The sequence below is a fragment of the Acidovorax sp. GW821-FHT11A03 genome, from assembly GCF_058809075.1.
The window spans coordinates 773961-793731 of the sequence record NZ_JBXASG010000001.1; the positions used below are offsets into that span (position 1 = coordinate 773961).

The window sequence follows — 19771 nt, forward strand, 5'->3', positions numbered from 1 at the left end:
CCGCGCCGGCCCACCGTACACCACCCATGAAGCCCATTCTTCAGAACCTGGTTGAGATGACCGGCCACCGCGACCACCTGCGGCTGGAGGTGTCGGTGCTGTCCACGCTGCAAAAGCTCAGCGGCATCGTTGAAGTCAGGGCCCTGGAGCTGTTCACGCATGCCGGCGTGCCCCACGTGCGTCCACGCACCTGGGTGGAAGAGGGGCACTTGGTGTCCACCGACTCGGAAGCCGCCGCAGACCCCCGGCGGGAAACGCTGGACCAGTATCCCGCCCTGCGCGAATGCGTCGCGAGCCACGGCGACAGCGCGCTGGCCTCGCCGCGCAAGGGCCGCCATGTGCTCTGGCTGCCGGTGTGGATGCACGACAAGGTCAACACCTGCCTGGAAATCACGCACTCCCGCCCGTTCTCGGCGCACAAGCTCGAAGTGCTCAAGGGCGTGTTCCAGGTCTACCAGAACTACCAGAGCCTGCTCGACTACAGCGAACGCGACGCGCTCACGGGCCTGTTCAACCGCAAGACCTTCGACGAACAGTTCTCGCGCCACGCCGTGAGCGGGCTGGCCAGCAGCCGTTCGGGGCCCCTGACCGAATCGTTCCCGCCTGAAGAAGGCTCATTGCCCGGCGAACCGGTGCAGCAGTGGCTGGCGGTGGTGGACATCGACCATTTCAAGCTGGTGAACGACCGCTTCGGCCACCTGTATGGCGACGAGGTGCTGATCCTCATTGCCAACATCCTGCGCAGTTCGTTCCGCAGCCATGACCGCATCTTCCGTTTTGGCGGCGAAGAGTTCGTGGTGCTGCTGCGCTCCACCACATTGAGCACGGCCCACCGGGTCTTCAACCGCTTTCGTCTGGCGGTGCAGGAGTACCCTTTTCCCCAGGTGGGCCAGGTCACCGTGAGCCTGGGCTTCGTGAGCACGGCCCGGGGCTCGCCGGTGGAAATACTGGGCCAGGCCGACCAGGCGCTTTACTACGCCAAGGAACATGGCCGCAACCAGGTCTGCTTCTACGATGAACTGGTGGCCACCGGCCATCTGTCCGCCAAGGTCGCCAACGACGACGTCGAGCTGTTCTAGCAAGCGGCCGGCTGTCTCGCGCGGCGTTCCCCGGCGGCAGCCATCGCGCCGCAGCCGCTCGAAGGAGGCAGCGCCCGTACCCGGCGCGCGCCGTCAGTCCAGCGACGCCACGAGGGCCGGCACATCCACCGCATCGCGCTGCGCGGCAGGCAGGAAGCGCTCGGCGTAGTCCAGCCACACCCCGCTGGACAGGAAGAAGCGGAACACCTCGGCATCGATATGGCGGTCACGCACCATGTGGGCCATGATCCGGAGCGACTCGGACAAGGTCTTGGGGGCCTTGTACGGACGGTCCGCCGCCGTCAGCGCCTCGAAGATGTCGGCCAGCGTCATCACGCGGTCCGCCAGTGTCAGCTGCGCCGCCTTGAGGCGCCGCGGGTACCCGGTGCCATCGAGCTTTTCATGGTGCGAGCCCGCGATGGACGGCACACGCGCCAGGTGCGGCGGAAACGGCAGGCCGCTGAGCATGACGATGGTCTGCACGATATGGTCGTTGATCTTGAAGCGGTCTTCCGCGGTCAGGGTTCCGCGCCGTATCGACAGATTGTGCAACTCGCCCAGATGCGCCTCCTGGGACGGCAGCGCCATGTCGAAGCCCCATTTGTTGGCCGGGTTGCCCGCCTCCACCGGCGGGCGCCGGGAACCCCAGGGCACGATGTGCTCGGCCCGGTCGGCCAGCAGGGGCTCGTTGGCGGGCAGGGGGCGCACCGGCACGTCCGCCAGGCGCCCCATCTCCGCCATCGACAGGCCCAGCCGGTCGTCGAAATGCCGCTGCCACACCTGGCGGGCAATCCCGGCGAGCCGCTGCACGTCCGCATCGGCCATGAATTCGCCCCCTACGTTGCATCGCGCCACGAAGGCGAACTCTTCCTGCAGCCGGTCGCGCCGCTGCAGCAGCTCGCGCTGCAGGCGCACCGGGTCCACGCCGGAGACATGCTGCTTCCAGTAGTCCAGCTCGGCATCGCGCCACAGCACCTCGAAGCGCATGCGCACCTCGTGGATGCGGTTGTACAGCGCCTCCAGCTTGGTGGCCTTGTCGATGATGTGCTCGGGGCTGGTGACCTTGCCGCAGTCGTGCAGCCAGGCGCCCAGACGGAACTCGTAGCGTTCGGCATCGGTCATCGCCACCTGCGCGAAAGGCCCCTCCTTCGCCTCGCACATGCGCTGCATGAGGGATTCGGCCAATTGCGGCACACGCTCGCAGTGGCCCCCCGTGTAGGGGCTTTTCGCATCGATGGCATCGGCCAGCAGGCGGATGACGGCGTCGAACAGCTTCTTTTGCCCCTCGATCAGGCCGCGCGTTTCAATCGCCACCGACAAGGTGCCGGACAGCTTCTCGACAAACGCCCGGAAATGGACATCCTCCTGCCGCGGGTCCGACAGGTAGCGCAGCACCAGCAGGCCCAGGGGTTGCCCATCGCGCGTGCGCAACTGCACGCGCAGCACGCGCTGGGGCATGGCGTCCCCATCGCCCTCCTCCTGGTCGCCGGGCTGCGGCTCGGCATGGTTGATGAAATGCACCATGGGCAGGTGGTCCGGGTACCGTGGCTGGTGCTCGGGGTCTTCGCAGTACCGCGCCGTGCGCAGCAGCCCCGCCCGCTGCTCCTCCACCAGGTACACCGCCCCGCCCGTGCAGCTGGTGGCACGCACCAGTTCGTAGAGCACGCTGGACAGCATGAGCTCCATGCGCGACTCGGCACTGATGTGGTGGGTGATGTGCAGAAACTCCTGGATGGTGTCCGACATGCGGTCCATCACCTGGCCCAGTTCGCGCACCTCGCGCACGGGCGACAGGCGGTGCGCTGGCCGCCGGAAATCGAACCGCGCCAGCGCCTGCGCCTGGGTGGCCAGCCCCGAAAGGCTGCGCCCCACGCGCCGCCCGGCCATCCATCCCACGGGCAGCATCAGCACGATGAGCCCCAGGGACAGCCATACCTGGCGCCACAGGTTCTGATTCACATCCGCCAGCAGTTCGGCGGTGGGGATCGCCATCAGGATGTGCAGCCCCTGCCAGCGCTGCGATTTCAGGGGAAGCACCGTGGCGAGCCACTCCTCGTCATCGGCCATGAAGCGGCGCGACGGCCCCTTCGCCGCCCCCCCGCCGCCCAGGGCCTGCAGGCTGGGCACACCCAGCTCCTTCAGCGTGCGCAGCTTGAGGCTGGTCTCCCCACCCTCGCGCAGCAGCACGCGCGACATGTCCGGATACGCCAGCACGCGCTGGGCCGGGTCCACCACGGCGATCTCGGTGCGGGGCATCAGCCGCAGGCTGCCAATCTCCCTCCCGAGGTCGGTGAGCGCCACGTCCAGGCCGATCACGGCGCGCCCGTCCTCGCTGGGCTGGCTCAGCGTGACCCCCACCTCCTGCGTGGTGAAGAACACATAGGGCGCGGTCAGTATCTGTGTGTTCTTGTCTGCCGCTTCGGCGTACCAGGGGCGCGAGCGGGGATCGTAGAGGTAGCCAGGGCGCACGGAGGATTCGAGCAGGCGCAGCTGCGCGTCGTAGTAGCTCCAGCGCCCCACCAGGCCTGTGGTGCCGCGCTCGCGGGCCATCGACTGGAGCAGGAACGCGGCCTGCGCCGGCGCGTCCAGCCGCGTGCGCAGCTGCGCATCGCGCAGCGGTCGCACCAGCAGGAACTGCCCGTCGGCATATCCGATGAAAACCGCCGACAGCAAGGGATTTTGCTCCAGCAGGCGCGCAAACACCGGCAGGCGGCGCAGCCGGGCCTGCAGGCTGGTCGCCGAGGCAATGGGATCGAACGCGAGCAGCCGGATCGTGGCATCGGCGGGGTCCACGATGTGGTGCACCCTTTCGCTGATCAGCTGGCTGATGTGCCGGGCGCTGTCGTCCGAGGCCGCGATGATCGCCTCCCGCGCGCTGGTACCCACCTGGTAGACCAGCACCACCGTGAGCAGCAGCATGGCGGACACCACCACCGAGGCGATCACCACCTCGAACGGAACGGTGATGCGCCGCCACCAGGGCAGTCCGTCAGCCCCCGGGGCTGAGGAGGGGCTGGAGCGGGCGCCATGGCCTGGCACGGGCTCTGGCGGGCTTTCGCGCAGGGTGTCCATGCGCACCAATGTAGGGGGAAAGGCGGTGGCCCGTCATCCCCTATTTCGCCGCTCGGCGGTGGCCGCCCGGACCACCGCTCCGCAGGGCGTCCAGGTCCTCAGATTTTCTGCGCCACCCAGCCGGCCACCGAGGCGAGCGCCGCGGGCAGGCTGGAGGCATCGGTGCCGCCCGCCATGGCCATGTCGGGCTTGCCGCCGCCCTTGCCGCCCACTTGCTGGGCCACGAAGTTGACCAGCTCGCCCGCCTTCAGGCGGCCCACGCTGTCGGCCGTGACGCCGGCGGCGATCTGCACCTTGTCGCCATCGACGGCGGCCAGCACGATCGCGGCGGTCTTGAGCTTGTCCTTGAGCTTGTCCATGGTGTCGCGCAGGGTCTTGGCGTCGGCGCCGGGCAAGGCAGCGGCCAGTACCTTGAGGCCCTTCACATCGACGGCCTGGTTCACCAGCTCGTCGCCTTGGTTGGACGCCAGCTTGCCCTTGAGCGCCGCCACTTCCTTCTCCAGCGCGCGCGCGTTGTCGAGTGCCTGGGCGATCCGGCCATTGAGTTCGCTCACGGGGGCCTTCAGCGTACCGGCGGCCTGGGTCACGGTGTCTTCAAGCTGCTGCAGGTAGGCGAGCGCGTTGGCGCCGGTCACGGCTTCGATACGGCGCACGCCCGCGGCCACGCCGCCTTCGGCGACCACCTTGAACAGGCCGATGTCGCCGGTGCGCTGCACGTGCGTGCCGCCGCACAGTTCGCGGCTGGTGCCGATGTCCAGCACGCGCACGGTTTCACCGTATTTCTCGCCGAACAGCATCACGGCACCGGTCTTCTGGGCCGACTCGATGTCCATCACGCGGGCCTGCGTGGGCTGGTTGGCCAGGATTTCCTCGTTCACGCGGCGCTCCACCTCGCGGATTTCCGCTGCGGTTACGGCGCCGTTGTGCGTGAAGTCGAAGCGGGTGCGGTCGGCATTGACCAGGCTGCCCTTTTGCTGCACGTGGCCGCCCAGCACTTCGCGCAGGGCCTTGTGCATGATGTGCGTCACCGAGTGGTTGCGCACCGTGGCCGCACGCACGGCCGTGTTCACCTGGGCCTGCACGGTGTCGCCCACGTTCAGGGTGCCCTCTTCGAGCGTGCCGTGGTGGCCATACACGTCGGCCTTGATCTTGAGCGTGTCGCCCACCGCGAAGCGGGCCGAGCCACTGGTGATGACGCCTTCGTCGCCCACCTGGCCGCCGCTTTCGGCATAGAACGGGGTCGTGTCGAGCACCACCACGCCGTTTTGACCACTCTTCAGGGCGGCAGCGCTTGTCCCGTCCACGTAGATAGCTACGATCTTTGCAGTTTCCGCCAGGTGTTCGTAGCCGGTGAACTGGTTGGCCGCGCCGGTGTACTCCAGCGCCTTGTCCATCTTGAACTTGCCAGCGGCGCGGGCCTGGGCCTTCTGTTTTTCCATGGCGACCTTGAAACCGGCCTCGTCCACCTCGACGTCGCGCTCGCGGCACACGTCGTTGGTCAGGTCCAGCGGGAAGCCGTAGGTGTCGTGCAGCTTGAAGGCCACGTCGCCGGGCAGCACCTTGGCGCCACCGCCCAGGGCTGCGTCCAGAATCTCCATGCCATTGGCCAGGGTCTCGAAGAAGCGCTCTTCCTCGGCCTTGAGCACGTCGGTGATGCGCTGCTCCTGCTCGCGCAGCTTGGGGTAGGCGTCGCCCATCAGGCGCACCAGCTCGCCCACCAGCTTGTGGAAAAACGGCGTCTTCTTGCCCAGCTTGTAGCCGTGGCGGATGGCGCGGCGCACGATGCGGCGCTGCACGTAGCCGCGGCCTTCGTTGCTGGGGATCACGCCGTCGCTCACCAGGAAGGCGGTGGCGCGGATGTGGTCGGCGATCACGCGCAGGCTCTTGTTGTTCAGGTCGGCCACGCCGGTCTCGCGGCCGGCGGCCTTGATCAGCGCGTCGAACAGGTCGATCTCGTAGTTGCTGTGCACGTGCTGCAGGATCGCGGCCAGGCGCTCCAGGCCCATGCCCGTGTCCACGCAGGGCGCGGGCAGCGGCGTGACCGAGCCGTCTTCGGCCATGTCGAACTGCATGAACACGTTGTTCCAGATCTCGATGAAGCGGTCGCCGTCTTCATCGGGGCTGCCGGGGGGGCCGCCGGGAATGTGGTCGCCGTGGTCGTAGAAGATCTCGCTGCAGGGGCCGCAGGGACCGGTGTCGGCCATCATCCAGAAGTTGTCGGACTTGTAGCGGCCGCCCTTGTTGTCGCCGATGCGGATCACGCGCTCTGGCGGCAGGCCGATTTCCTTGGTCCAGATGTCGTAGGCTTCGTCGTCCTCTTCGTACACGGTGGCCAACAGGCGCTCGGGCGGCAGCTTGTACACGGTGGTGAGAAGTTCCCAGGCCCATTTCAGCGACTCGCGCTTGAAGTAGTCGCCAAAGCTCCAGTTGCCCAGCATCTCGAAGAAGGTGTGGTGGCGCGCGGTGTAGCCCACGTTCTCCAGGTCATTGTGCTTGCCGCCGGCGCGCAGGCAGGCCTGCACCGACACGGCGCGGTTGTAGGGGCGCTTGTCGGTGCCCAGGAACACGTCCTTGAACTGCACCATGCCGGAGTTGGTGAACATCAGCGTGGGGTCGTTGCCCGGCACCAGCGAGCTCGAGGCCACGATGGTGTGGCCCTTGGAGGCAAAGAAATCCAGGAAGGACTTGCGGATGTCGGCAACCGAGAACGAAGGCGTGGTGTTGTGGGTCATGTGCGAAAAGGGGCAACAGGCCTGGATCAGTGAGGGGCCTCGCGCACGCGGCGCGGCCACCCGGTTTATGGGGAGAACCACGGATTCTATCGAGACGGCGGCCTGAACCGGCCTCCGGCCCTGGAGGCCCCTTCATTCAATGCCGCCCGGGCACGGGCTGCCTGCCGATAGGTCGACCGGGCAACCGGGCAACCGGGTGCGGGGACACCTCGGCCAGGCCCGGGCCCTGGGCGCACCTGCGCCGGGCATTCACCCACCCCGCGCACTGCGCTGGGGCCGCCCGCGCCCCGCTGCGGGGCATGCCGACGCCCGGGACACCCGCTTTGGGACCATCCAAGCGCAAATCCGGCTGGCACGCAAGATGCTAAATACCCTGACAAGATATTTTAAATATCTTCTTAATATATTTAAAGCAACGCTACTTCATCGTCACCACCCACCCCCGCCCTTTTCCCATCCTTCTTTTTCCTCAGGAGCCCATCCATGAACCATCCCCGCTGGCAAGGCATCTTCCCCGCCATCACCACCAAGTTCCACGCCGACGAGAGCATCGATGCCGAAGGCACGGCGCGCCACATCGACTTCCAGATCCGCAACGGCATCCACGGCCTGGTGACCTGCGGCTCGCTGGGTGAAGCCAGCACCCTCTCGCTGGAAGAAAAGCTGCAGGTCGCCAAGATCGCACTGGAAGCCGCCGACGGCCGCATCCCCGTGCTGGCGAATGTCTCGGAGACCAGCACCCGGGACGCCCTGCGCTACATCGACGGCGGCAACAAGCTCGGAGTGGCTGGCTACATGGTCATGCCCTCGGTGATCTACGTCGCCGACGCGCGCGAAGCCATGCTGAACGTGCGCACCATAGCCGAGGCCGCGCAGAAGCCGGTGATGGTCTACAACAACCCGGTGGCCTACCGCGTGGACCTCAAGCCCGAGCACTTCGCCGAGCTGGCGGACTGCAAGTGGATCGAAGCCATCAAGGAAAGCACCGACAACATCCGCCGCGTGACCGACCTGCGCATCGCGCTGGGCGACCGCTACCAGATCTTCCTGGGCGTGGACGACCTGGCCTACGAGGGCCTGGCGCTGGGCTGCGACGGCCTGCTGGCCGGCGTGGGCTGCGCCTTCCCGCGCGAGACCGTGGCGCTGTACGACCTGATGAAGGCCGGCCGCTTTGCCGAGGCACTCAAGCTCTACCAATGGATGACGCCCATGCTGCATCTCGACGTCTCCACCAAGCTCGTGCAGAACCTCAAGCTGATCGACCTGCTGGTGGGTGTGGGCACCGAGCACATGCGCCGCCCGCGCCTGCCCCTGATTGGCGAGGAGCGCGCCTTCATCGAGCGCATCGTCAGGAAGGCGCTGGACACACGCCCCGCCGAGTACCAGTCCGTGGCCTGAGACGGTACCGACCGACAGGCTGCCCCCCGGGCCGCAGGAGACAACAGCGGCCCTTCCCCTTCGCACACACAAGAGGTTTCCCATGACACGTGCATCTTTCGGATTTCGGACCCTGACGCCCGCCGCCATTGCGGCGCTGATGCTGGCCACACATGCCGGCGCCCAGGAACAGCTGGTCAAGATCGGCCACAGCGGCCCGCTCTCTGGCCCCAATGCCTTCGCGGGCAAGGACAACGAGAACGGCGTGCGCCTGGCCGTCGAGGAGCTCAACGCGAAGAAGATCGTGGTGGGGGGCAAGACCCTGAAGTTCGACCTCGTGTCCGAGGACGACCAGTGCGACGCCCGCACCGGAGTGAGCGTGGCGCAGAAGCTGGTGGACAGCGGCGTGAAGTTCGTCATGGGACCGTACTGCTCGGGCGTGGCCATTCCCGCCTCACGTGTCTACAGCGAAGGCGGGGCCATGGTCTCCACCGTGGGCACCAACCCCAAGGTCACCGAGAACGGCTACAAGAACCTGTTCCGCATCATCGCCAGCGACACCCAGATCGGCTCGAACATGGCCGTGTATGCCGCCCAGGTGCTCAAGGTCAAGCAGGTGGCGGTGATCGACGACCGCACCGCCTTCGGCCAGGGCGTGGCCGACCAGTTCACCAAGGAGGCGAAGAAGCAGGGCCTGACCGTGGTGGGCCAGGAGTTCACGACCGACAAGTCCACCGATTTCCTGTCCATCCTCACCAGCCTCAAGGGCAAGCAGCCGCAGGCCATCTTCTTTGGCGGCTACGCCCCGCAGGCCGCGCCCATGGCGCGGCAGATGAAGCAGCTGGGCCTCACGGCCAAGCTCTTGGGTGGCGACACGCTGTGCAGCCCCGAGGTCGGCAAGCTCGGTGGCGAAGCGGTGAACGACACCGTGTTCTGCGCCCAGGGCGGCACCATGCTCGACAAGGCCGCGAGCGGCCCGGCCTTCAAGGCGAAATACAAGGCGCGCTTCAAGCTGGATGCCGATGCCTACGCGGCTTCCTACTACGACCAGGTGATGTTCATGGCCGATGCCATGCAGAAAGCCCAGTCCGTGGAACCCGCCAAGGTCGGCGCGCAGATGCTCCAGGGCAGCCACCAGGGCGTGGCGGGCACCTATGCCTACGACGACAAGGGCAACCTCAAGCAGGCTCCCATCACGGTGCTCACGTTCAAGAACGCCGCCCCCGTGCCGCTGGCCAGCTATTGAAACTCCGCCGCGAAATCGTGGCGGCCCGCCGCTACGATGCCTGCACCTTTCTGCGATGTGACCGACCATGACCCACGACACCCGCATGCAACGCATACAGATCCTCGACTCCCACACCGGGGGTGAACCCACGCGGCTCGTGGTGGGCGGCTTTCCCGACCTGGGCACCGGCAGCATGGCCGAGCGCCGCGCCCTGCTGGCCAGCCAGCACGATGCCTGGCGCGCGGCCACGGTGCTCGAGCCGCGCGGCAACGACGTGATCGTGGGCGCGCTGCTGTGCGCGCCGCAGAACCCGGCCAATGCGGCGGGCGTGATCTTCTTCAACAACACCGGCTACCTCGGCATGTGCGGCCACGGCACCATCGGCCTGGTGGCCTCGCTGGCCTACCTGGGCCGCATCGAGCCGGGCGAGCACGGCATCGAGACGCCCGTGGGCACGGTGATGACCACGCTGCACGAGGACGGCTCGGTCAGCGTGCGCAACGTGCCGGCCTACCGGCTGCACCAGGGCCTGTCGCTCACGGTGCCTGGCATCGGCACCGTCACGGGCGACGTGGCCTGGGGCGGCAACTGGTTCTTTCTGATGAGCGGGCACGGCCAGCGCGTGGCCAGCGACAACCTGCAGGCGCTGACCGACTACACCAGCGCCATCCAGCAGGCCCTGAAGGACCAGGGCGTCCGCGGCGACAACGGCGGCGAGATCGACCACATCGAGCTCTTTGCCGACGACGACGTGGCCGACAGCCGCAACTTCGTGCTCTGCCCGGGCCGCGCCTACGACCGCTCGCCCTGCGGCACCGGCACCAGCGCCAAGCTGGCCTGCCTGGCGGCCGACGGCACGCTGCAGCCCGGCCAAGCGTGGCGCCAGGCCAGCATCATCGGCAGCAGCTTCGAGGCGCGCTACGAACCCGACACCCAGGCCGGCAGGATCATCCCCACGCTGCGCGGCACGGCCCACATGAGCGCCGAGGCCACGCTGCTGATCGAGGCCAGCGACCCCTTCGGCTGGGGCATCCGGCTCTAAGCCCCCCTTTTCAGGCACACCCACCCGGCAGGCACCATGCGACACGCGGACGTCATCGTCATCGGAGCAGGCATCGTCGGCGCGGCCTGCGCCCATGTCCTCGCAGGCCGTGGCCTGCATGTGCTGGTGCTGGACGCCCGGCTGGGCGGCGCCACGGCGGCCGGCATGGGCCACCTGGTGGTGATGGACGACAACCCCGCCGAGCTGGCGCTGAGCCAGGCATCCCTGGCGCTCTGGCATGCGTGGGGACCACGGATGACGGCCGACCAGCCTGGCTGCGCCTACACCAACTGCGGCACGCTCTGGCTGGCCGCCAACGACGCCGAGATGGCCGGCGCCGAAGAAAAAGCCCAGCGCCTGCAGCGCCACGGCCTGCCCTGTGAACTGCTGGACGCCGCCACCCTGCGGCGCCTGGAACCCGCCCTGCGCCCCGGACTGCGGGGCGCACTGAAGGTGCCCGGCGACAGCGTGGTGTATGCCCCCAATGCCGCCCAGTGGCTGCTGCAGCAGGCACCGCGCCAGATCCGCGTCGAGCAGGCCGAGGCATGCCGCATCGAGGGCGGCCGGGTGCAGCTGGTGGACGGCAGCTGGCGCGAAGCCCAGGCCGTGGTGCTGGCCGCCGGCATCCATGCCACGCGCTTGTGCCCCGAGCTCCCCATCCGGCCCAAGAAGGGCCACCTGCTCATCACCGACCGCTACCCCGGCGTGGTGCGGCACCAGCTGGTGGAGCTGGGCTACATCAGCAACGCCCACCAGACCGACGGCACCTCCGTGGCGTTCAACCTGCAGCCCCGGCCCACCGGGCAACTGCTGCTGGGCTCATCGCGCCAGTTCGACACCACCGACCCGGCCATCGACCAGGACGTGCTGGCCCGGATGCTGCGCCGCGCCTTGGACTACATGCCCGGCCTGGCCGGGCTGAACGCCATCCGCACCTGGACGGGATTTCGCGCCACCACGCCCGACAGCCTGCCCATCATCGGGCGCCACCCCACCCGCGACCAGCTCTGGCTGGCCGTGGGCCACGAAGGCCTGGGCGTGACCACCGCCCCCGCCACCGCCGAGTTACTGGCGGCGCAGCTGACCGGTGGCCCCCTGCCCCTGGACCCCGCCCCCTTCGCGGCGCAGCGCTTCAGCCTGGAAGGCCTGGCGGCATGAGCACATCCACTCCCCTGGTACACGCCGTCATCGACGGCACCACCATCGAGCTGGCACCGGGCCACAGCGTCGCGGCGGCCCTGGCCCTGCTGCCTCCGGGCTGCGCCCGCACGTCGGTCACCGGCGAGCGCCGTGCGCCTTTCTGCGGCATGGGCATCTGCCACGAGTGCCGGGTGCTTGTGGACGGCCGCCAGCGCCTGGCCTGCCAGACCCTGTGCACCGACGGCATGGTGATCGACACACGCGGCCAGCCGCAGGCAGGCATGCCATGACCCCCCACCAGCGCTGCGATCTGCTGATCATCGGCGCCGGTCCCGCCGGCATGGCGGCCGCCCTGGCGGCGGCGCCCCGGGGCCTTGCCATCACCCTCGTGGACGACAACATCCATCCCGGCGGACAGATCTGGCGCGACGGCCCCGGCAGCACCCTGCCCCCGCTCGCTCGCCAGCACCGCGAGGCGCTGGAGCGCTACCCGAACATCCGCCTGCTGTGCGGCACGCGCGTGGTGGGGCTGGGTGGCCCCTCGGCGCCGCAAGATGCCCCCGCCTTGCTGCTGGAAGACGCCGAACAGGGCTGGATCCAGCACAGCCACCGCCTGGTGCTGTGCAACGGAGCACGGGAGCTGCTGCTGCCCTTTCCCGGCTGGACGCTACCCGGCGTGACCGGCGCCGGCGGACTGCAGGCGCTGATCAAGGCCGGCTTGCCGGTGCAGGGCCAGCGCATCGTGGTGGCCGGCACCGGTCCCCTGCTGCTGGCCTGCGCCGACACCGCCCGCAAGGCCGGCGCCCAGGTCATCCGCATTGCCGAACAGGCTTCCTGGCGGGCCCTGGCCGCCTTCGCGCTGCAGCTGCCGCGCTGGCCCGCCAAGGCGCTGCAGGCAACGACCCTGTTCAACCACCACTGGCGCGCCTCCAGCCACGTGCTGCATGCACAGGGCCAGGGCCGGCTGGAGGCCGTGCGGATCCAGCGCGGCACGCGCCAGGAAACCCTGGCCTGCGACCGGCTTGCCTGCGGCTTTGGGCTGGTGCCCAACACCCAGATGGGCCAACTGCTGGGCTGCGCGCTCAACGATCGCCAAGGCCTGCAGGTGGACAGCCTCATGGCCACCAGCGTGCCCCATGTGTATGCCGCAGGGGAATGCACCGGCTTTGGCGGCAGCGAACGCGCGCTGGCACAGGGCGCCATCGCGGGGCATGCCGCCGCGGGCGACACGGCCCGGGCCCAGGCCCGCCAAGCCGCCCTGGCCCGCTGGCAAGGTTTCGCGGACCTGCTGCGCACCCAGTTCGAGCTCGGCGAGGCGGTGCGCCAGCTGGCCGCCCCGGACACCCTCGTCTGCCGCTGCGAAGACGTGCCCTTGCGCGAGCTGGCCTCCCGCAGCAGCTGGATCGACGCCAAGCTGCACACGCGCTGCGGCATGGGCGCCTGCCAGGGCCGCGTGTGTGGTGCCGCCACCCATGCGCTGTTCGGCTGGACGCCCGCCCCACCCCGCCATCTGCTGGCGCCCGCGCGCATCGGCACGCTGGCGCAATGCCCCATCCCGGTGGACGAATCCACCGGCATCCGCCCATGAACGACACCACTCCCCTTCCCGCCCCCGCCAGCTCCGCGATGGTGCACGTCCCCCTGGACGACCTGATGGCCCTGGCGCGTGCCGTGCTGCTGCGTCTGGGCCTGGGCGAAGCCCACGCGGGCGCCATGGCCCGCGTCATCGTGGCCGGGCAGCGTGATGCCTGCCAGTCGCACGGCGTCTACCGGCTCACCAGCTGTGCCCACACGGTGCGCACCGGCAAGGTGGAGCTGCAGGCCCTGCCAGTGCTGCAGGCGGGCGCCGGCCCGGTGGTGCGGGTGGACGCCCAGGGGGCGTTTTCACCCCTGGCTTTCGAACAAGGCCTGCCCGCGCTGGTGGAGGCCACCCGCCGCCACGGCATGGGTGCGCTGGTCATCAACCGCTGCGTGCACTTCTCGGCACTGTGGCCCGAGATCGAGGCCCTCACCGCCCACGGCCTGGCGGCCCTGGCACTCACGCCCAGCCACGCCTGGGTGGCGCCGGCCGGCGGGCACCAGCCCGTCTTCGGCACCAACCCCATCGCCTTCGGCTGGCCACGCCCGGGGCCCCACCCCTATGTGTTCGACTTCGCCACCAGCGCCATCGCGCGCGGCGACCTGGAGCTGCACCGCCGCGCGGGCCAGCCCCTGCCCGAGGGCTGCGGGGTGGACGGCCAGGGCCGGCCTTCCACCGATCCGGTGGCCGTGGCCCGGGGCGCCATGCGCACCTTTGGCGGGCACAAGGGCTCGGCCCTGGCCACCATGGTCGAGCTCATGGCCGGCACGCTGATCGGCGACTGGACCAGCCGCGAATCCATCGCCCACGACGCGGGCGCCGGCGCCACGCCCCTGCATGGCGAACTGGTGCTGGCCTTCGACCCCGCCCAGTTTGCGGGCGGCGATGCGGCCCCCCACCAGGCGCGTGCCGAGGCGATGTTCGATGCCATCACCGGCCAGGGCGCCCGGCTGCCCTCGCAGCGCCGCTTCGCCGCCCGGGCGCTCAGCCTGGCCGAGGGCGCGGCGGTGCCGCGCGCCCTCTACGAAGAGATCCTCGCGATGGCAGGCTGAACCCGGCAGCGCGGGCGCGCCGACCGGTACGCGCGCCACCCGCGGGCATTCATCTTGCTTCTACATATATCAAGAAGATATTTAAACCGGCGCCCCATTCCCGACACCCAGACCACGGAGTCCACCCCATGTCCACCGCCACCGCCTCTCCCACCCCACCCGGCGGGCCCGCGCCCGCAGCGCCGGCCCGCGCGGTCCTCGCCCTGTCCAGCCTGGTGCTGCGCGCGGAGCGCAACTGCCTCACCGGCCTGATGACCTTGCTGGTGGCGCTGATCCTGCTGAACGTGGCCACCCGCTACACCGGCTTTCCCATTTACTGGATCGACGAAGCGGCGGTCTACACCGTGGTCTGGCTGACCTTCGTGGGGGCCTCGGTGATGACACGGCTGCGCATGGACTTCGCGGTGGGCATGCTGACCGAGAAGCTCTCCGAGAAATGGGCCAAGGCGGCCAAGGTCATCGCCACCACGGGGGTGCTGCTGTTTGGCATCGCCATGCTGGTGATGTGCTGGCTGTGGATGGACCCGGTGGGCATCGCCCGCTACGGCTTCGACGCCAAGGAATTCGGTGCCGAGACCTTCAACTTCCTCTATACCGAGCGCACCCAGACCCTGAACTGGCCCACCTGGGTGCTGCAGCTGATCCTGCCGCTGTTTTCCCTCACCTTCACGCTGCACGCGCTGGCCAACCTCATCGAGGACATGGGCCTGGCACCGCGCCGCAGCCACCCTGGTTTCGACGTCGTCAGCGCCGACGCCGTGAACTGACCCCGGAGCCCGCCCCATGTTCACTTCCCTCTTCTTCTGCGCGGCCCTCATGGTGGGCGTGCCCATCGGCGTGTGCCTGTGCATCTCGGGCATCGCGTACATCTTCAGCACCGGCAACACCGTGCTGTTCCAGTCCTTTCCCATGCAGATGTTCGCGGGGGTGGACAGCTATGGGCTCATCGCCATTCCGCTGTTCATCCTGATCGGCGAGATTATGAACAGCGGCGGCATCACGCGCCGCCTGGTGGACATGTCGATGGCCTTCGTCGGCTCCGTCAAGGGGGGCTTGGCCTACGTGAACATCCTGGCCAACATGCTGGTCTCGTCCATCATCGGCTCGGCCACGGCCCAGGTGGCCATCATGTCCCAGGTGATGGTGCCCGAGATGGAAAAGCAGGGCTACGACAAGACCTTCGCCGCCGGCCTCACGGTCTACGGCGGCATGCTGGGGCCGATCATTCCACCTTCGGTGATGTTCGTGGTCTACAGCGTGCTGGCACAGGTGGCCGTGGGCGACATGCTCATCGCGGGCATCCTGCCGGGCATCCTGCTCACCATCCTGTTCTTCATCATCATCGCGCTGATGGGTTTCATCTACGACTACCCGCGCAGCGAAAGGCGCACGCTGGCGCAGCGGGCCCGCACCGTGGTGACATCCAGCCCCACCCTGCTGATCCCGATCGTGATCGTGGGCTCCATCCTGGGCGGCTTGGCCAATCCGACCGAAGCGGCCGCCGTGGGCGCCCTGGCCGCGGCGCTGGTGGGGCGGTATGTGACCAAGGAATTCCGGCTCGGCTCCATGCCCGCCATCCTGTTGCGCTCGGCCATCTACTCGGCCATCGTGCTGTTCCTGGTGGCCGCCGCCGCGGTGTTTTCCTGGCTGCTGATCTACGGCAAGGTGCCGCAGATGGTGGCGGCCTGGATCCAGACCGTGGCGCACGACCCGATCACCTTCCTGCTGCTGGTCAACGTCATCCTGCTGGTCATCGGCACCGTGATCGACGGCATCCCCGGGCTGATCATGACCGTGCCCATCCTGCTGCCCATCGCCACCGACATCTACCACATCGACCCGCGCCACTTCGGCGTGGTGGTGGTGATCAACCTGGTGCTGGGCCTGATGTCGCCGCCCGTGGGGCTGAGCTTCTTCGTCGCGGCCGCCGTCACCGGCGCCAAGCCCGGCAAGATGTTCATCGTCACCCTGCCCTTCTTCCTCATCAGCTGCGTGGCGCTGGTGATGCTCTCCCTGTTCCCCAGCCTGTCGCTTGCCCTGATCAAGTAAGCGGCTCCATCCCTTCGCCCTCTTCGCATTGCCTCGCACAACCTCCAGGAGTTCACCATGACCATTTCCCGCCGCCACTTCATCCAGTCCACCGCCGCGGCAGCCGCCGCAGCGGCCCCGCTGGGCTTTCCGTCCGTCGTGCTCGCCGCCGATGCCAAGGAATTCCGCCTGGGCCTGATCACCCCGGCGGGGCACTCATGGAACCGCGCCGCGCTGCAGTTCGGCGAAGCGCTGAAGAAAGAGACCGATGGCCGCCTGAGCGTGACCGTGTTCCACTCGGGCCAGCTGGGCAACGAGACGGCCATGATGCAGCAGCTGCAATCCGGCGCCCTGGACATGGGCTGGATCCAGGCCGCAGAGCTGGGCTCGCGGGTGGCGAGCGTGGCGGCCATCAACGCGCCCTACCTGGTGCGCTCGACCCCCGCGGTAGCCAAGCTGGTGCGCACCCCCGCCGCGCTGAAGCTGCTGGAGGTGCTGCCGCGCGAGACCGGCACCATCGGGCTGGGCTGGGGCATCACCGGCATGCGCGCGGTGTTCGCCACCAAGGACATCGCGGCGCCGACCGACCTCAAGGGCATGAAGCTGCGCATCAACCCCACCCCCGTGTACCGCGACTTCTACCAGTTGCTGGGCGCCGCCCCGACGCCCATTCCCACGCCCGCCGTGTTCGACGCCATGAGCAACGGCCAGGTGGATGGGCTGGAAGCCGACATCGAGTTCTCGTGGAACCAGCGCTTCGACAAGGTTTCCAAGACCCTGCTGCAGATGAACGCCCTCTTCATGCCCTTTGCCCCGCTGGTGTCGGGCCGCATCTGGCAGGGCCTGGATGCCAAGGACAAGGAGCTGATCCGCAAGCTGGTGGCCCAGACGCTGGACGCCCAGATCAACGACATCGTCACCACGGAAGCCGGCCTGATCGAGAAGTTCAAGGGCTCGGGCATCGCGTTCAAGAGCGCCTCCAGCTACAACCCCGACGGCATCATCCAGGAGTTCGACAAGCTGTGGCTGCCCAAGGCTCCTCAGATCGCCGAGCTGCGCAAGGCGGGCGCGGGCCTGTAGGAAGGGTGCGGGCGGGAGCGCTCCCCGTGCCACGGACCGCCAACAGGTTCTAAGATGCGGCACCGCGCCCCCGCGGCCAGGACAACGAACGCCATTCCCCCAGCATGAAACCGAGCAGCGCATCCCTCCCGCGAGACCCCGCCCCCAAACGGCGCGCGGCCGACGTGGCCTACGACGCCATCGAAGCCATGATCTCCACGCTGCAGCTGCAGCCCGGCAGTCCGGTGGTCGAGGCCGAGATCGCCGAAAGCACCGGCCTGGGCCGCACCCCGGTGCGCGAGGCGCTGCTGCGCATGGTCTCCATCGGACTCATCGCGCAGCAGCCCCGGCGCGGGCTGCTGGTGTCGCACATCGACCTGGCCGACCACCTGGACGTGATCCAGACACGCCGCGTGCTGGAACGCCTGGTTGCCTCGTGCGCGGCACGCCGCGCCACCGCGCCGCAGCGCCAGGCCATCGTGCGCTGCGCGGAAAAGATGGTGGACGCCGCCGCGCGCGGCCATCTGGACGACTACATGCTGGCCGACCACGAGCTGGACGTGGTGACGCACCAGGCCAGCCAGAACCACTCGGCCGTCAAATGCGTGTCGCCGCTCATCGTGCAGTGCCGCCGGTTCTGGTACGCCTACCAGCACGAGGGCGAGGTGTCCGAGGGCGCGCGCGCCCACATGCACCTGGCCCAGGGCATCGCCACGGGCGACGAAGCGAGGGCCGTGGCCGGTGCGGAGCAGCTCATGGACTACCTGGAGCGGTTCGCGCGGCGCATCATCGACCAGTAAGACAGGGCACAGAGCACCGATTTGCTATAAATAGGATAGCCTCCAGCGCTTTACCACTCTGCGCCTGGGGCCTGAAAGGCACTGAATCCAGCAGCCTGCCGCCAGCTACTCCGCCACCTGCTGCCCCAGCAGGATGCGCTGCTCCAGGAAGCGCCACATGCGCTCGTCCTGGCTGAACGACACGTTGAAGCGCAGCCAGCCCGTGGGGCGCGGCTCCACCAGGAACAACTGGCCCGGGCCGAGCATGATGCCCGCGCCCGTGGCCTCCTTCGACAGCTCCGCGCTGTCGGGCAGATCGGGGTGGCGGGCCCACAGGTACATGCCCGCCTCGGGCTCATGGAAGAGCTCGAAGCCCAGGTTCAGCAACCGCCGCCCCACCACGCCGTGCGCCTCGGCCAGGCGCTCGCGCAGGGACTTGAGGTGCTTGCGCCAGCGGCCATCCGTCACCACGCCGAAGGTGATGCGCTCGGTGATCTCGGACGATGTGAGCCCCGAGATCATCTTGAGCTGCACCAGCTCGTCCAGCAGGTCGCCCCGCGCCGCCACGAAGCCCGTGCGCAGGTTCGGCGAGATGGTCTTGGAGAAGCTGCCCAGGTAGATCACCCGGCGCAGCTGGTCCAGGCTGGCGAGCGAGGGGCGCACGCCGGTGTCCATATCGGCATAGATGTCGTTCTCGACCAGCATGAAACCATGCTGCTCGGCCAACTGCAGCAGGCGGTGCAGATGCGCCACCGAGGCCACCGAGCAGGTCGGGCTCTGCAGGCGCGGCTGCGTGAAGAACACCGTGGGCTTGTGCGCGGCCAGCAGGGCTTCCAGCGCGAGCAGGTCATAGCCCCCCGCCGTGCGCGGCACCCCTACCGGGTGCGCGCCCGCGAAGCGCAGCATGAACAGCAGGTTGGGATAGCCGGGGTCATCCACCAGCACCACATCGCCGGGTTTGACGAGGCGCCGCGCCACGAGGTCGAGCGCCTGGCTGGAGCCCTGCGTGAGCAGCACCTGGTCGGCGTCCACCGCCAGATGGTGCTCGGCCAGCGACTCGGCCACCACCATGCGCAGCGCCATGTGGCCATGCGGCAGGCCATAGCCGTCGAGCTCGGGGCCGTCGGAAGAGAGCTGGCGCATGCTGCGGCGCACGGCATCGCCGAACAGCCAGTCGTGCGGCAGCCAGCCGCAACCCGGTTTCATGGGCAGGTTGCGGTTTTCAAAGATCTGCTTGAGGTACCAGCGTGCGTCAAAACGGGGCACCGGCCGCTCCTGAGGCCCGGCGCCGGGCACGGCGCCTTCTTCGCTGCGGCGCTTCACGAAGAAACCCGCATTGGCGCGCGACACCAGCCAGCCTTGCGCCACCAGGCGGTCGTAGGCCTCGACCACGGTGAACACGCTCACGCCATGGGCGGCGGCAAAGGCACGGATGGAGGGCAGTTTGCTGCCGGGCTTGAGCACCTGCCCGGCGATGAGACCCCGAAGACCATCGACGATCTGGCTGACCAGGGGAGTCTGGAGGTCCGGGCTGAGAGTGAGCATCAGGAGAGCCAAAAAGGGGGCGAATTGTGCACCGACTTGGCGCACACCAGATCAGGGAT

General features: G+C 68.5%; 15 protein-coding genes. 12 read left to right on the forward strand and 3 right to left on the reverse strand.

Features of this window, described 5'->3' with window-relative positions:
- Positions 1-26: 26 nt before the first annotated feature.
- Entirely contained in the window at positions 27-1079 is a 1053-nt protein-coding gene (locus AC1RVY_RS03580; protein ID WP_218295166.1) for a GGDEF domain-containing protein, read from the forward strand.
- Positions 1080-1172: 93 nt separating this feature from the next.
- Here the strand turns inward: AC1RVY_RS03580 and AC1RVY_RS03585 are convergent, their stop codons facing one another.
- Positions 1173-4151 (reverse strand): HD domain-containing phosphohydrolase, encoded by a 2979-nt coding sequence (locus AC1RVY_RS03585; RefSeq protein WP_492805328.1) that lies wholly within the window; start codon positions 4149-4151, stop codon positions 1173-1175.
- A gap of 98 nt (positions 4152-4249) precedes the next feature.
- Positions 4250-6883 carry an alanine--tRNA ligase gene (alaS, locus tag AC1RVY_RS03590; RefSeq protein ID WP_218338689.1) on the reverse strand — a complete coding sequence of 878 codons (2634 nt, stop codon included), beginning with the start codon at positions 6881-6883 and terminating at the stop codon, positions 4250-4252.
- A gap of 483 nt (positions 6884-7366) precedes the next feature.
- On the opposite strand from alaS, the gene AC1RVY_RS03595 reads away from it, so the two are divergent.
- The 11 genes from AC1RVY_RS03595 to AC1RVY_RS03645 all read left to right on the forward strand — a co-directional run bounded on the left by AC1RVY_RS03595 (position 7367) and on the right by AC1RVY_RS03645 (position 18188).
- A complete protein-coding gene (locus AC1RVY_RS03595) occupies positions 7367-8281 on the forward strand; it encodes a dihydrodipicolinate synthase family protein (RefSeq protein WP_492805330.1) in 915 nt (304 codons plus the stop codon).
- An 82-nt stretch (positions 8282-8363) separates the two neighbouring features.
- Entirely contained in the window at positions 8364-9506 is a 1143-nt protein-coding gene (locus AC1RVY_RS03600) for a branched-chain amino acid ABC transporter substrate-binding protein (RefSeq protein ID WP_492805331.1), read from the forward strand.
- 85 nt (positions 9507-9591) lie between these two features.
- Positions 9592-10530 carry a 4-hydroxyproline epimerase gene (locus tag AC1RVY_RS03605; protein ID WP_492805377.1) on the forward strand — a complete coding sequence of 313 codons (939 nt, stop codon included), beginning with the start codon at positions 9592-9594 and terminating at the stop codon, positions 10528-10530.
- A 36-nt stretch (positions 10531-10566) separates the two neighbouring features.
- Positions 10567-11688 carry an NAD(P)/FAD-dependent oxidoreductase gene (locus AC1RVY_RS03610; RefSeq protein ID WP_492255305.1) on the forward strand — a complete coding sequence of 374 codons (1122 nt, stop codon included), beginning with the start codon at positions 10567-10569 and terminating at the stop codon, positions 11686-11688.
- On the forward strand, positions 11685-11960 hold the full coding sequence (locus AC1RVY_RS03615) for a 2Fe-2S iron-sulfur cluster-binding protein (protein WP_492245322.1): 276 nt from the start codon (positions 11685-11687) through the stop codon (positions 11958-11960). The genes AC1RVY_RS03610 and AC1RVY_RS03615 overlap by 4 nt, the downstream gene beginning before the upstream one ends.
- Entirely contained in the window at positions 11957-13258 is a 1302-nt protein-coding gene (locus tag AC1RVY_RS03620; RefSeq protein ID WP_492805333.1) for an FAD-dependent oxidoreductase, read from the forward strand. Before AC1RVY_RS03615 ends, AC1RVY_RS03620 begins: the two co-directional genes overlap by 4 nt.
- The gene (locus tag AC1RVY_RS03625; protein WP_218295174.1) at positions 13255-14301 is read left to right on the forward strand and encodes an Ldh family oxidoreductase; all 1047 of its coding nucleotides are present in this window, start codon (positions 13255-13257) and stop codon (positions 14299-14301) included. The genes AC1RVY_RS03620 and AC1RVY_RS03625 overlap by 4 nt, the downstream gene beginning before the upstream one ends.
- A gap of 128 nt (positions 14302-14429) precedes the next feature.
- Positions 14430-15068, forward strand: coding sequence for a TRAP transporter small permease (locus tag AC1RVY_RS03630; protein ID WP_492805335.1), 639 nt, complete (start codon positions 14430-14432; stop codon positions 15066-15068).
- 16 nt (positions 15069-15084) lie between these two features.
- Positions 15085-16350, forward strand: coding sequence for a TRAP transporter large permease (locus tag AC1RVY_RS03635; RefSeq protein ID WP_218295176.1), 1266 nt, complete (start codon positions 15085-15087; stop codon positions 16348-16350).
- Between the two features lie 57 nt (positions 16351-16407).
- Complete coding sequence (locus AC1RVY_RS03640) at positions 16408-17409, forward strand: TRAP transporter substrate-binding protein (RefSeq protein ID WP_492805337.1); 1002 nt, start codon at positions 16408-16410, stop codon at positions 17407-17409.
- A gap of 104 nt (positions 17410-17513) precedes the next feature.
- Positions 17514-18188, forward strand: a complete 675-nt coding sequence (locus AC1RVY_RS03645; RefSeq protein ID WP_218295178.1) for a GntR family transcriptional regulator — start codon at positions 17514-17516, stop codon at positions 18186-18188.
- Positions 18189-18293: 105 nt separating this feature from the next.
- On the opposite strand, the gene AC1RVY_RS03650 is transcribed toward AC1RVY_RS03645, so the two are convergent.
- Positions 18294-19712: an aminotransferase-like domain-containing protein gene (locus AC1RVY_RS03650; RefSeq protein WP_218295179.1), complete on the reverse strand. Its 1419-nt coding sequence runs from the start codon at positions 19710-19712 to the stop codon at positions 18294-18296.
- Positions 19713-19771: the final 59 nt, after the last annotated feature.